This is a genomic window from Syntrophomonas sp. UBA1041 (assembly GCF_002316705.1).
Taxonomy (GTDB): domain Bacteria; phylum Bacillota; class Syntrophomonadia; order Syntrophomonadales; family Syntrophomonadaceae; genus DTU019.
Genome location: NZ_DCEA01000121.1, coordinates 20451 through 33052, shown reverse-complemented (window position 1 = coordinate 33052; position 12602 = coordinate 20451). Strand labels below are relative to the sequence as shown.

At 49.9% G+C, this 12602-nt stretch carries 14 protein-coding genes; 4 read left to right on the top strand and 10 right to left on the bottom strand.

Going from position 1 to position 12602, the window contains the following annotated elements:
- Together B2633_RS17995 and pta are read right to left on the bottom strand one after the other, a co-directional pair.
- On the bottom strand, window positions 1–705 hold a 705-nt coding region (locus tag B2633_RS17995), incomplete at its 3' end, for an acetate/propionate family kinase (RefSeq protein ID WP_483172010.1).
- 83 nt (window positions 706–788) lie between these two features.
- Window positions 789–1781 carry a phosphate acetyltransferase gene (gene pta / locus B2633_RS17990; protein ID WP_483172009.1) on the bottom strand — a complete coding sequence of 331 codons (993 nt, stop codon included), beginning with the start codon at window positions 1779–1781 and terminating at the stop codon, window positions 789–791.
- A gap of 133 nt (window positions 1782–1914) precedes the next feature.
- On the opposite strand from pta, the gene B2633_RS17985 reads away from it, so the two are divergent.
- The gene (locus B2633_RS17985; protein WP_483172008.1) at window positions 1915–3180 is read left to right on the top strand and encodes a nucleotidyltransferase; all 1266 of its coding nucleotides are present in this window, start codon (window positions 1915–1917) and stop codon (window positions 3178–3180) included.
- Here the strand turns inward: B2633_RS17985 and B2633_RS17980 are convergent.
- The gene (locus B2633_RS17980; protein ID WP_481040255.1) at window positions 3151–3939 is read right to left on the bottom strand and encodes a patatin-like phospholipase family protein; all 789 of its coding nucleotides are present in this window, start codon (window positions 3937–3939) and stop codon (window positions 3151–3153) included. The genes B2633_RS17985 and B2633_RS17980 overlap by 30 nt on opposite strands.
- A 121-nt stretch (window positions 3940–4060) precedes the next feature.
- Between B2633_RS17980 and ylbJ the strand changes: the two genes are divergently transcribed.
- Entirely contained in the window at window positions 4061–5245 is a 1185-nt protein-coding gene (gene ylbJ, locus B2633_RS17975; protein ID WP_483172007.1) for a sporulation integral membrane protein YlbJ, read from the top strand.
- Here ylbJ and B2633_RS17970 read toward each other — a convergent pair.
- Both B2633_RS17970 and rsmD read right to left on the bottom strand, forming a co-directional pair.
- A complete protein-coding gene (locus tag B2633_RS17970; protein ID WP_481040259.1) occupies window positions 5242–5706 on the bottom strand; it encodes a hypothetical protein in 465 nt (154 codons plus the stop codon). The two genes, ylbJ and B2633_RS17970, sit on opposite strands and share 4 nt — an antisense overlap.
- 14 nt (window positions 5707–5720) lie before the next feature.
- Entirely contained in the window at window positions 5721–6317 is a 597-nt protein-coding gene (gene rsmD / locus B2633_RS17965) for a 16S rRNA (guanine(966)-N(2))-methyltransferase RsmD (RefSeq protein WP_483172006.1), read from the bottom strand.
- A 220-nt stretch (window positions 6318–6537) separates the two neighbouring features.
- Between rsmD and gpr the strand changes: the two genes are divergently transcribed.
- Complete coding sequence (gpr, locus tag B2633_RS17960; protein WP_483172005.1) at window positions 6538–7497, top strand: GPR endopeptidase; 960 nt, start codon at window positions 6538–6540, stop codon at window positions 7495–7497.
- Window positions 7498–7593: 96 nt separating this feature from the next.
- On the opposite strand, the gene B2633_RS17955 is transcribed toward gpr, so the two are convergent.
- The 5 genes from B2633_RS17955 to B2633_RS17935 form a co-directional block, all read right to left on the bottom strand.
- Window positions 7594–7806, bottom strand: a complete 213-nt coding sequence (locus B2633_RS17955; RefSeq protein WP_481040265.1) for an alpha/beta-type small acid-soluble spore protein — start codon at window positions 7804–7806, stop codon at window positions 7594–7596.
- Window positions 7807–7876: 70 nt separating this feature from the next.
- On the bottom strand, window positions 7877–7999 hold the full coding sequence (locus B2633_RS17950; protein ID WP_483172004.1) for a small, acid-soluble spore protein, alpha/beta type: 123 nt from the start codon (window positions 7997–7999) through the stop codon (window positions 7877–7879).
- 118 nt (window positions 8000–8117) lie between these two features.
- Window positions 8118–10139, bottom strand: coding sequence for an ATP-dependent DNA helicase RecG (gene recG, locus B2633_RS17945; protein ID WP_483172003.1), 2022 nt, complete (start codon window positions 10137–10139; stop codon window positions 8118–8120).
- 114 nt (window positions 10140–10253) lie between these two features.
- Window positions 10254–11900, bottom strand: coding sequence for a DAK2 domain-containing protein (locus B2633_RS17940; protein ID WP_483172002.1), 1647 nt, complete (start codon window positions 11898–11900; stop codon window positions 10254–10256).
- Between the two features lie 14 nt (window positions 11901–11914).
- Window positions 11915–12277: an Asp23/Gls24 family envelope stress response protein gene (locus tag B2633_RS17935; protein ID WP_481040273.1), complete on the bottom strand. Its 363-nt coding sequence runs from the start codon at window positions 12275–12277 to the stop codon at window positions 11915–11917.
- 122 nt (window positions 12278–12399) lie between these two features.
- On the opposite strand from B2633_RS17935, the gene rpmB reads away from it, so the two are divergent.
- On the top strand, window positions 12400–12588 hold the full coding sequence (gene rpmB / locus B2633_RS17930) for a 50S ribosomal protein L28 (RefSeq protein ID WP_481040275.1): 189 nt from the start codon (window positions 12400–12402) through the stop codon (window positions 12586–12588).
- The last annotated feature ends 14 nt before the right edge of the window (window positions 12589–12602 follow it).

Genomic DNA, 12602 nt, shown 5'->3' with positions numbered 1-12602 from the left:
GCCTTCCAGGGGGGTGAAGCCCATACTGGTGTCGACGACTTTGCCGTTCTTAACAGCCGCCATGCTGGCGCCATTGCCGAGATGCAAAGTGATGATTTTGCAGTCTTCGTATGTCTTGCCTAACATCTGACAGGCCTGGTGGGAAACATAATAATGAGAGGTGCCGTGGAAGCCATATCTTCTGATGCGGTATTTCTCATAGGCTTCAAAGGGCAATGCGTACATATAATTGGCGGGTTCCATGGTCTGATGGAAAGCGGTGTCGAATACAGCCACATGCTTGACATTGGGCATCAGCTTCTGGCAGGCTTCGATCCCCATCAGGTTGGGGGGATTATGTAAGGGGGCAATGTCGAAACAATCTCTGATTACTTTGCTGACGTTTTCATCGATGACCACTGATTCGGCAAAACTCTCGCCGCCGTGGACCACGCGGTGACCGGCCGCTCCGATCTCATCCATGTTTTTCACAACGCCGTATTCCGGATTGACCAAGACTTCCAGAACCAGTTCCATACCTGCAGTGTGGTCAGGAAGGTCCTTTTTAATCACAACAGCATCTTTTCCCAAAGGCTTGTGTTCCAGAGTGCTTCCCGGTATACCTACTCTGTCTACCAGCCCCACCGCCAAAACGGATTCATCAGTCATGTCTACAACTTGATATTTAATCGAAGAACTACCGGCATTAACAACCAAAACCTTCATTATAATTCCTACCTCCTCAATTTCTTCAATTTCCCTCTATTTATCTTTGATCCCTGACGGGAAAAAGACTCCGGGACTAGGGACTAGGCTTTCAGGGCCGTCATGGCGACTACATTAACTACGTCTTCTACGCTGCAGCCTCTGGAAAGATCGTTGACGGGTTTGGCCATACCTTGAAGAATAGGACCAATGGCTTCGGCCTTAGCCAGTCTCTGCACCAACTTGTAGCCGATGTTACCGGCTTGAATGTCAGGGAAAATAAGTATATTGCATGCCCCTGCAATATCACTGCCCGGGGCTTTGGAAGCGCCTACGCTGGGGACTATTGCGGCATCCAGCTGGAACTCGCCGTCCACTTTAATTTCGGGGAATTTCTCTTTGGCGATCTGGACAGCCTCAACTACTTTGTCAACAAAGGCATGACTGGCGCTGCCTTTAGTGGAGAAGGACAGCATGCCCACCTTGGGATCCTTAAAGCCGCATACATTGACAGCTGTTTCAACTGAAGCCTTGGCAAACTCGGCCATCTGCTGCGCACTGGGATCAATAGTAACGGCGCAGTCAGCAAATACGAACAGCCCGTCTTCGCCATAATCCTTGTTGGGGCAAATCATGATAAACGCGCCAGATACGGCCGAAATGCCCGGAGCTGTCTTGATGATCTGCAAAGCGGGACGCAAAACGTTGCCGGTGGTGTTTTCGGCTCCGGCCACCTCACCGTCGGCTTTGCCCATTTTTACCATCATGGAAGCAAAAAACAGCGGATCTAACATGGTGGCTTTGGCTTTATCCAAAGTGACACCCTTGTCCTTGCGCATTTCATAAAAGGCCTGAACAAAGTCATCCAGCAGCGGTGTAGTAGCTGGATTGATGATCTCCGCGCCGGATATGTCGGCGCCAATTGTGCTTGCTAACCCCCTGATCGCGCTTTCATCACCCAATAGGATCGGATTGGCAATCTTGTTGTCTGCGATTGCCTTGACAGCTTTTAGGGTTCTCTCTTCGGTTCCCTCCGGAAGCACGATAGTTTTCCCTTTGGTTGCTGCCTTTTCTCTAATTTGCGCTAGTAAACTCATCCTTTTCCCTCCCAATTTTTCACCTTGTTCCAAGATTGTTGCAATGTTCACATTCTGTTCTAATTCTAGCATAAACGGGCTAGAGAGTGTATAATTATTGGCACTATTGATACATGCAAGGAGTCGGGCACACATGACCGTAGTCGGTATCGTTGCCGAGTTTAACCCTTTTCATAACGGGCACCGTTGGCTATTGGAAGAAGCTCGTTCAAAACTGCAGCCTGAAGCGGTTATTTGCGTAATGAGCGGTCCCTTTGTGCAGCGGGGTGAACCCGCCATCTGTGATAAGTGGGCGCGTACACGCATGGCCTTAGCCGGGGGTGTAGACGTGGTAATTGAGCTGCCGTTTTGTTTTGCAGCCCGTAGTGCCTATTATTTCGCCTTTGGTGCTCTGCTGACCCTGCAAGCGGCCGGGGCAACCCATGTGGTGTTCGGCAGCGAAAGCGGCAACCTCTGCTCCCTGAATAAAGTGGCGGCCTTGCTTGCCCACGAGACCACGGCCTATCAGCAAAGACTCAAATCTGAACTGGCCCGGGGCTTGAGCTATCCCGCGGCCAGGGCCAGTGCAGTAAAATATATACTGCATGATAACAGCCCTGAAATGAGCAGCCTCTTGTCCGGGGCTAACAATATACTAGGCATTGAATATCTGCGTATCATTAAGGAACTTGGCTTAAAGCTCAGTCCCGTAACCTATGCCAGGCGGGGCGCTGACTACCATGACATCGAGGTATCAGAACTAGCCAGCGCTACGGCCATACGCCGCTGCATATATCGAGGCGCCCTCAACCGTTTATCGCCGGCCTTGCCCGAAGCCAGCCTCACAATCCTACAGGAAGAGATCAAAGCGGGACGTGCCCCCATTCCCGTCGATGGCCTGGAACTGGCGATACTCAACCAACTGCGGCTGGCAACCAGGGAACGGCTGCAGAATGTCTACGAGATCACCGAGGGCCTGGAGAACCGCCTGCTGTTGGCTGCCAGGCAAAGCGGGACCCTTCCTGCCCTGCGCAACGCAATAAAAAGCAAACGATATAACATGACCAGAGTTAACCGTATGCTCCTATACTCGCTATTTTCTGTATCAAAGAACCAGATGGCCCTTTTCGATCAAGTTGGGCCCCAGTATATACGCCTTTTAGGGTTTTCGGCACAAGGGCGCAAATTCCTGCAAAATGTGAAAAATAATTCAGTTCTACCGGTGTTGAGCACGGGCAGCCACATCGCCAAATTGATAAAAACCGCTCCTGAACACATCCGTTCTCATATGCTTCTTCTCGACATCAAAGCCTCAGACGTGTCCAGTCTCCTGGCTCCAGACCCCGGTCAGCGGCAGGCCGGGCAGGATTTCCTGCGCCGGGTTATAAAACTAGGGCCTGGTCAGGCCGATGGTTTTTGAGATGATTTGTTCAAGGTTCTCCTCTGCGGCCTGGCGGCCCAGGTCTATGATTTGAGCGGCCTTGTCAAAAGCCCGCGGCGAAAAACACCCTACCCTGGGCTGTATCAATACATCGGTGAGTTCTTTGACCTGGTCAAACTGGGATCTTTGCATAATATCCAGTGAGGTGATGATCACATCCAGGGTGTTTTTAATGTTGATTTCCTTGCCTCCCCCGAACATCACGTCAACAGCTATAATGATATCGGCTCCGCGGCTGCGGGCCACCTCTATAGGCAAGCGGTTGCTTACCGCGCCATCGACCAGGATCATGTCCTCCTTTTTAACCGGGTAGAATACTCCGGGGATGGAAATACTGGCCCGTATGGCCTCAGCCACTGGCCCCGATTCAAGGATCACGCTGTCACCGGTCAATAAATCGGTGGCTATCATTTGGATAGGCAACCGGGTTTCTTCAAAACTCTTTTTCTTGGTGAGCAGGGTGAGAAGACTATCCATTTTTTTACCGGCAATAAAACCTAACCGGGGCAAATGTACGTCAAAAAACACCCTCAAGTCCATACTGTCAATCATTTTACCCAACATGACCAGATCGGTGCCGCAGGCATATAAGCCCCCCACCAGAGCACCCATGCTGCTTCCCACAATGAAATCAAAGGGGATCCGGTTTTCGGTCAATACCTGAAGCACTCCGATATGAGCCAACCCACGCGCGCTGCCCGCTCCAAGTACCAGTGCAATTCTGGGTGACTGAGCCATCTCCAAACCTCCTTAAGATGCTATATTACAGCATTAATAGCCTGGCTTTGGCTTCTAAACCTCGCCCATACCAACATATATTGAACTGGAAACCTTGTCAAGTTAAGGGAGGAAAACTGATTTGCAGGAGACAATGCTAAAAAGTCCCCAGTTTTGGCTCTTGCTGGGGCTGGCCGGGCTGGCCGTTTTCATGGTGGCCGAACCCAGTTCAGCCGTTAATGCAGCAACTGCCGGCCTGCGGCTCTGGGCAATGGTGATCATCCCTGCCTTACTGCCTTTTTTCATTGTGTCGGAACTGATGGTGAGCATGGGCCTGGTCAGGTTTTTGGGAGTTTTGCTGGAACCGGTGATGCAGCCCATTTTTCGTCTGCCGGGATGCAGTTCACTGGTAGTTGCCATGGGTTTTACCTCGGGGTTTCCTATCGGCGCCTTGTTGACCCGGCGCCTGTATGATCAGGCTTTGCTGAGCGACAATGAAGCAGAACGCCTGGTGTCTTTCACCAACAACTCCAGCCCGCTCTTCATTCTCGGTGCGGTGGGAATGGGCATGTTCGGTTCGCCGCAACTGGGCTGGTTATTAGCCATATCTCATTACCTGGCCAATTTAATGGTGGGATTTATATACAGATTTAAGGCCCAGTCAGTCTACAGAATGCCTAAAACCAGCAGGCGGGGACGGTGGCGGGCGGCTGGAGAGGAATTATTGAGTTCAATAAATCAGGAAGGATTCGCCAAGCGCCTGGCCGAAGCGATTAGTAAGAGCATAACCAATATTCTGGCTATTGGCGGCTATATAATGACTTTCTCCGTAATTACCACCATGCTTTCCGATTGGGGCTTGATGGAAATACTGGCCAGGGTTATTAACTGTATATTCGGCTATTTCGAGTTATCCTATCAGGTCGCCTATGGCCTGGGGATGGGTCTGTTCGAAATCACCCTGGGCTCAAACTATATTGCCCAGGCCGGTGATGCAACCCTCCTGCACCAGTTAGTGGCAGTCAGCGCAGTATTATCATTCAGCGGATTGTGCATCATCACCCAGGTAATGGGGGTGCTGGTAGGCACACCGGTGCGGCTCGGCTTCTATATCAAAGCCCGCCTCTTACAGGCTGGGATCGCTGTATTAATAACCGGGATCGGATATAAATACTGGGCTGCCGCATCAGCCCCGGTGTCTCAAACCATTCTTCTCCCCAGCCCCTTTTATGCCATACATGCCTGGCGCTGGTCGCTGTATTGCATGCTATTCATGGTACTATTAATCTGTTGCTTATTATGTATTGCCTGGATGAAAAAAGATTAAAACTCGCGGTCTATCTCCAGGCGGATCTCTTCTTTGCCTTTGCTGATGTTTTCAAGTCCTTTCTTAAGTACTATTTCCATGTGGTTAAGCATATTTTCAGCGTATTCGTTGGCCTCGGCTCTAATCTCCCGGGCGACCTCCTCAGCCTTGGCCAGGATTTCCTCAGACATCCGCAATGCGCTCTTGGTAATTTCGCTGTCATCCATCATGCGGGCGACTCTGTCCTTGGATTGTTCCAAATACTCGTCAGCCTGCCCGCAGGCTTCTTTGATAATACGCTGTTTCTCGGACATGATCAGCCGGGCTGTTTCCAGTTCTTCAGGCAACACCGCACGCAAACGATCAACCCTATCTAAAAGCAAATCACTCTCAACAACCACTTTAGTGTTGGAAAAAGGCATCTTTTTGGATTCCTTCACCATTGCTTCCAATTCATCCAGAATTTTAAAGATCTCCATCATTTTCTATGCCTCCTCTAAGCCATCAACGAATAATAATGCAGGGCAGACTCCCCGTAATAATTCAATCTGTACCGGTTTAAACGGCTGAATGCGGGGGGGAGTTCCTTATGTCGACGAGTTCGAATGATAACAGAGCCCTGTGGCTCCATAATTTCAACCTGATCCAGCTTTTTCATCACATCCAGAAAAATCCCTTCAACAGTGAAGGGAGGATCTACATAAATATAATCGAATCTTGCGCCGTGCTTGTCTAATATGGTCAAAGCACGTAAAACATCATTGCAATATACTTCATAATAATCTTCGAAACCGCAGTTATCCAGGTTTTCGTAGATGATGCGCACTGCCGCCGGATTGTTGTCGACGAAAACGGCTTGCGAGGCCCCGCGGCTTAAAGCCTCTATGCCCACGCTGCCGCTGCCGGCGAAAAGATCCAGAAAACGGGCATCTTGAATATTGGGCCCCAGCACATTGAATAGAGCCTCTTTTATCATATCGGTTATAGGTCTGGTTTCTTTGCCAGATGGTGCCTTAAGTCGTTTTCCTTTGGCAGAGCCAGCGATAACTCGCACTATTCCCTTCCCTTCCTGGCATAAATGCCATTCGACCATATTATTGCATCTATTTTAGCATAAAAAAAATTTTAAAAATATTGTATATAATCCTTATTTAGGGGTAAAGATATCAATACCAGATGTTATTCTGGTAAAACAAACCCTCCCCAACAACTTTACAAAATTCTCCTCTCCCCAAAATGGCGACGCGAGTCGCCATTTTAATTTTTCGTATAAATTTCCAGGCATGGTGCAGACTAACTACCGAGGTGATAATATGAAAAATATCTTAAAGGCTTTCGGTCTGAATATAGACCTGGCTGTAGAGGCCCATGAACTGCTGCGGGGAGCTGCCAATGAGGAGATCCCGGGAGTAATTGAGCAGGTCGAACAACGGGAATTTGTAAAGGTCAACACCATTATAATCAAAGATCAGAATGGCGCTCAAAAAATGGGGAAACCGGTCGGAACTTATGTCACCATCCAATCGCCGCCTTTAAAAATCAATGATCCTTATGTAAAAAATGAAATTGTCGAAGTTATGGAGAAAAGCATGCACACCTTATTAGGGGATCGGGTTCAGCCCGGAGATACCGTTTTGCTGGTTGGCCTGGGCAACTGGCGGGCCACCCCGGATTCTCTCGGCCCTAAATTTATTGAGTACAGCCCCATCACCCGCCACTACCATCAACACGCCCCTGAAGCCCTGGTAGAAGGCATGCGCCCGGTGTGCGGCATCGCACCAGGGGTATTGGGAATCACTGGGCTGGAGACTTTTGAAGTGATCAGAGGGGTGGTCGAAAATGTCAAACCAACTGTTATGGTAGTGGTTGACGCCCTGGCAGCCACCAATGTAGACCGAATTGGAACAACCATCCAAATGGCCAATACCGGCATTCAGCCCGGGGCTGGCGTGGGCAATGCCCGAATAGCGTTGACCGAAGAGGCTCTTGGTATTCCGGTCATCGCCATAGGCTGTCCGACCATTGTCAATGCCAGCATTATTACCAATGAAGCCATTCGCAAATTTTGCTTAAACAGCGGGGCTACGTTTAATGAGAACCAGGCCTTGGATGCCACCAGGACCATATTGTCCCGTTTCGGGGGCAGCCTGGGTGTAACTCCGCAGGAGATAGACGATATCGTAGAAAATACCTCGCGCATCCTGGCCATGGGGGTCAGCAAATCATTATTCCCCGGTATATCTCAGGAACAGCTGGAACTGTATGCAACCTGATTACTTTCTCTTATATTTTGCGCATACAATGAAAACAAGCGGAGATATTCATCTTCCGCTTGTTTAACCTAGAATGATTACGCTGTGGTTATGAGGTTAGCTAAGCTGACCGCCTGACTTGCGCTGCTCGTAATCATAGATCATTTTCTTAACCATTTGGCCGCCGATGCTGCCGGCTTGACGGGAAGTCAGGTCACCATTGTAACCATCCTTCAGAGTCACGCCCACTTCCTGAGCAGCCTCCATTTTGAATTGATTCATGGCCGCTTGTGCCTGGGGAACTAAAATTCTGTTATTGCTTTTTGCCATTTCTTTTTCACCTCCTTTTTGTTGTAGTCATATTCTTTCCCCGACCCGGACTTCTATGCTAGAAGTATTTTCATGAGTTTTTAATTTCTTTCTGGGGTGGCTGGGTTTTTTCAGAACTCGCAATTCCCATTTCCTGAGCAATTTCAAATTTTAAATGATCTAGTTTTTGGGTCTTCTTATCATCCTTACCCACCGTGACACCTCCGCTTTCTTTAGAAGTCTGTGAAATCAAAAAACTGCAGGAGCAAACCTGCAGTAATAGCTTGGATATTTTCTTATGAAATTAATTAAGGAACAAAATAATAATTCCGCTAATTTGCGGCTATATTATGGTTTTTTTTAAATTTCATATCAAAATAATCCTGTTGCCGGGGGGTTAAACTGGTAAAGCAGGCGGCGACTTCCTGGCTCATCTCCACTATGTCGCCGTCCCGGGCCAGGTCGGCCACCCGCAATTGATGCAGGCCATGCTGGCGGACCCCCCAGAAGTCTCCGGCGCCCCTGAGGGTCAAATCGGCTTGGGCCAGGCGGAAGCCGTCCTGTATATGGGTCATCAAATGCATTCTCTGCAAGGCCTCGGGGCTTTTAGGATCACCCAGTAAAAAGCATATCGATTGGCGGGTTCCCCTTCCCACCCGGCCGCGCAGCTGATGCAACTGCGACAGGCCAAAGCGTTCAGCCTGTTCGATGATCATCATCGAGGCATTGGGGACATCTACACCGACCTCGATTACCGTGGTGGAAACCAGCACCTGAATGGCGCCGCGCTTAAAACTTTCCATAACCGCCTCTTTTTCTGAGGCTTTCATCTTGCCATGCAATAAGCCCACATTAAATCCGGAGGCCAGCTTGTCACATAACTCTTCGTAGAGGGTGACCGCAGCCAGCAGGTCTTGTTTTTCAGAATCTTCAATAAGCGGGCAGACCACATAACATTGACCGCCCTGGACCAGATGCTGGCGCATGACATGATAGGCTTTAAGGCGCCCTTCCCTTTTTAAGAATACGGTTTGAACCGGTTTGCGGCCGGGGGGAAGAGCGTCTATTACCGATAAATCCAGATCGCCGTATACGGTTAAGGCCAGGGTGCGAGGTATGGGGGTAGCGGTCATCACCAGAACGTCAGGGCTGGTCCCTTTATCCCCCAGCAGTGCCCGCTGCTTCACCCCGAAGCGGTGTTGTTCATCTACAATGGCCAGCCCCAGGGCTGCGAAACTCACCTTTTCTTGAATGAGGGCATGAGTACCGACCAAGAGGTCGACATGGCCGAGACTGGTGGCAGTCAAGATTTCATGGCGCCGGGCGCTGCCTGTGGAACCGGTCAGCAAGGCCAGGTTGCGGTTAAGCCCGGTGAAAAAGCGGGTCATACTGTTGAAATGCTGCTGGGCTAGAATTTCGGTGGGAGCCATCAGAGCAGCCTGAAAACCGCTGGAAATAGATTTGGCTATGGCAAGAGCCGCTACCGCGGTCTTACCCGCGCCCACATCCCCCTGCAGCAAGCGGTTCATGGGCCTGCTTGCCTCCATATCGGCAAAAATCTCTCTGGTTACCTTCCGCTGAGCAGGGGTGAGGGCAAAAGGCAGCTGTTGTTCAACCTGTTCCACCAATTGGTCCTGTTCCCGGTGTACGAACCCGCTGTATATGTTCTGGCTGGTTTTGAACTGCTTCAGTCCCAGATTGAAGAGCAGCAATTCTTCGCAGGCCAAGCGCCGGCGGGCCTGTTTATAGGCTTCACGGTCTGCAGGAAAATGAATATTAATGAAAGCCCGGCGGATATCAATCAGTCCAAAGCGGCGGGCGATTTCAGGTTCAAACAATTCGGGATAATGGGGCAAATATTCACAGAGCGCCATTTCCACCAGTTTGCGCAGGATCCGCTGGGTCAATCCCTCGGTAAGGGCGTAAACCGGAATCACCGGGTGGGAAAGACCGTCATTTTCAAGCAGGTCATATTCCTGCACCTGAACCTCCGTAGCGTTGTAAGCCTTTTTGACCTTGCCCCTTATCCAGATTTCCTGGCCTTTTTTGATAGAATTGCTTAAAAAGGGCTGATTAAACCATACCGCGGTGGCTACCCCGCTCTTATCCTGCAGAAGGGCTTGAAAAACGCTCATCCCGCGGCGGCTGCGTTTCAAGCTGGTAGCCGCCACGGTCCCTCTGGTGCTGCAGCTCTGTCCGTTTTCCAGCTCAGCGATGCTTTGAATTTGATTGCGGTTGTAGTAACTGCGGGGTATGTACCAAAGAAGATCGAAAACCGTATCTATTCCTATCCGCTGCAGCAGTGTGCTGCGCTTGGGTCCCACACCTTTAAGAAACTGAATTTCTTTACGCAAGGCTTGCATAAGTATTCCTCTAATAAACTGAAAAGCGGGCTGCCAACCCGCTTATTGTCCAAATCTACAATCTATCAAAAACCGTTGCTCGGGGTGGCCTCATAATACAAGGGATTATTCCACCGAAATATAATAACGGTAATGGGGCTGACCGCCATAATGAACCTGGATCTCATAATCTGCATAAATGCTCTGCAACTCTGTCATGAGCTCGCGGGCCGCGTCTTCATCCACATCAGCCCCGTAAAACAGGGTAATCAACTCGCTATTTTCATCTACGATCTGCTCCAAAACCGCTTTGACGGCTTGCTGGTTGTCCTCAGCCTTGACTTCGATGGAGTCTCCTATTATGCCGATAACATCGCCATCTTTAATATCCAATCCATTCACTGCAGAATCCCTGACCGCTTTGGTAATCTCCGCGTATTTGACCCGTTTTATCTCTTCTTCCATAGCGGCCACCATATCTTCCAAATCTCCATCAGGCTGAAAAGCGATCAGGCCGGTAATACACTGCATTACAGACCTGGTGGGAACCACTCTGACATCCTGGTTCTCCGCCAGCAGGGCAGCTTGCTGGGCCGCCAGGATGACATTGCTGTTGTTGGGCAGGATAATTACCGCAGATGCATTGATCTTCCCGCAGGCGTTAAGCAGTTCCTCGGTACTGGGGTTCATAGTCTGGCCGCCTTCCACCACCTGATTCACCCCCAGGCTTTTAAGAATCTCGACAACTCCCGGACCGCTGCCGACCGCCACCAGTCCGACCTGCTGGGAATCAGCCGGGGTCTGCTCGGCGGCGCCGTTCTTCACCGGCCAGTTATTCTTATGCTGGTGCACTTCTTCTTGCATATTATTAATCTTGATGTCGTTCAGGCTGCCTAATTGAAGGCAGGACTCCAATACCCTCCCGGGATGATTGGTGTGCACATGGATTTTTACCAGTTTTTCGTCCCCCACTACCAGCAGAGAATCCCCCAGGTTGCTGAGGTTGTTTTTAATCTGCTGCAGATTGAGTTCCTGGCCTTTTAACAAAAGCTCGGTGCAATAGCGGTAATCGAGCAGGGGAACTGCCTCCGGGGCAGGCTTTACTTCGACTGCGTCCTTCCATCCCAGGCGCAGCCCTTCCAGGTTTATTTCATTATCGTAGGCCAGAGCTTCGGCAAAGCCTTCCATAAAATATAACAATCCCTGGCCCCCGGCATCTACCACCCCCGCTTCACGAAGCACGGGCAGCATCAAGGGGGTCTTCTCCAGGGTGTTGTAACCGGTGCGGATCCCGGCCAGAACTACTTTTACCACATCATTGTTCTTCCGGGCTTCTTCCTCGCAACCGCGGCTGATTTCTCTGATGACGGTCAGAATAGTCCCTTCAACCGGCTTCATAACCGCTTCATAGGCGGTACGCGCCCCGGATTTGAAGGCCATTGCCAATTCTTTGGCATCAACCTTTTCTTTCTGATCCAGGTAAGCGGCCAGGCCTCTGAAGATTTGCGACAGAATGACTCCGGAATTGCCTCTGGCCCCCATAAGCGAACCGATCGAAACCGCCTTGGAGACCTTTCCCAGGGGCTGATCTTGAGTCCTTTCCCCTTCTTTGACCGCTGACTGCAGGGTAAGAAACATATTGGTGCCGGTGTCACCATCCGGAACCGGGAATACATTAAGCTGGTCAACCTGGTCGCGATGGCTTTCCAGCTTGACAGTGCCTCCTTTAATTGCCCTTACAAAATCACTTCCATCGATAAACAACAAACTCAACTCTATGTCCTCCCCTACCTGTTGCCGGGAACTTTTACCCCTTTAACATTAACGTTTACTGCCGCCACGGGTATGCCAGCGGTATGTCGCAAAACATAGGTTACTTTCTGAATGACACTGCTGGCCACCTCTTTTATTTTAATTCCATATCCCATCATAACATAGAGATCAATTACAAATCCCTGTTCAGTATAATGAACATCGACGCCTTTGCGCACGTTTTCCCGGCCCAGAATACTGCTGATCCCGGTTTGCAGATCTTGTGACACCATCCCTACCAGGCCATAGCAATCAACTGCGGCCAGCCCCGCGATGGTCTGAATGACCTCCTTGGATACCTGAATAATACCGATTTCAGTATCTGTAATCTTATGCATTCCAGTCCCTCCTGTCTGACTAAGTTAATTCTACAACGCAATATCTATTCCTGCTTCTTGCCCTTTATCTGACCTTTTGGTAAAATAGTTAAGTGCATTTATGAAGAGAGGGGGCAAGAAAGGTGGCCAAGTGTTATGTTTGCGGGAAAGGCATCACATTCGGGAAAACATACAGCCACTCCCATATAAGAACCAACCGGCAATGGAAGCCTAATATTCAGCGGGTTAAAGCGATTATCGACAACACACCTCAAAAGATAAACGTTTGTACACGTTGCCTGCGTTCCGGAAAAGTACAGCGGGCCCTATAAATTCAGTCCATGAA

Coding starts and splice junctions, on each gene's coding strand:
- pta (WP_483172009.1), bottom strand. CDS start 1,781: ATGAGTTTACTAGCGCAAATTAGAGAAAAGGCAGCAACCAAAGGGAAA.
- B2633_RS17985 (WP_483172008.1), top strand. CDS start 1,915: ATGACCGTAGTCGGTATCGTTGCCGAGTTTAACCCTTTTCATAACGGG.
- B2633_RS17980 (WP_481040255.1), bottom strand. CDS start 3,939: ATGGCTCAGTCACCCAGAATTGCACTGGTACTTGGAGCGGGCAGCGCG.
- B2633_RS17970 (WP_481040259.1), bottom strand. CDS start 5,706: ATGATGGAGATCTTTAAAATTCTGGATGAATTGGAAGCAATGGTGAAG.
- rsmD (WP_483172006.1), bottom strand. CDS start 6,317: ATGGTCGAATGGCATTTATGCCAGGAAGGGAAGGGAATAGTGCGAGTT.
- gpr (WP_483172005.1), top strand. CDS start 6,538: ATGAAAAATATCTTAAAGGCTTTCGGTCTGAATATAGACCTGGCTGTA.
- B2633_RS17955 (WP_481040265.1), bottom strand. CDS start 7,806: ATGGCAAAAAGCAATAACAGAATTTTAGTTCCCCAGGCACAAGCGGCC.
- B2633_RS17935 (WP_481040273.1), bottom strand. CDS start 12,277: ATGCATAAGATTACAGATACTGAAATCGGTATTATTCAGGTATCCAAG.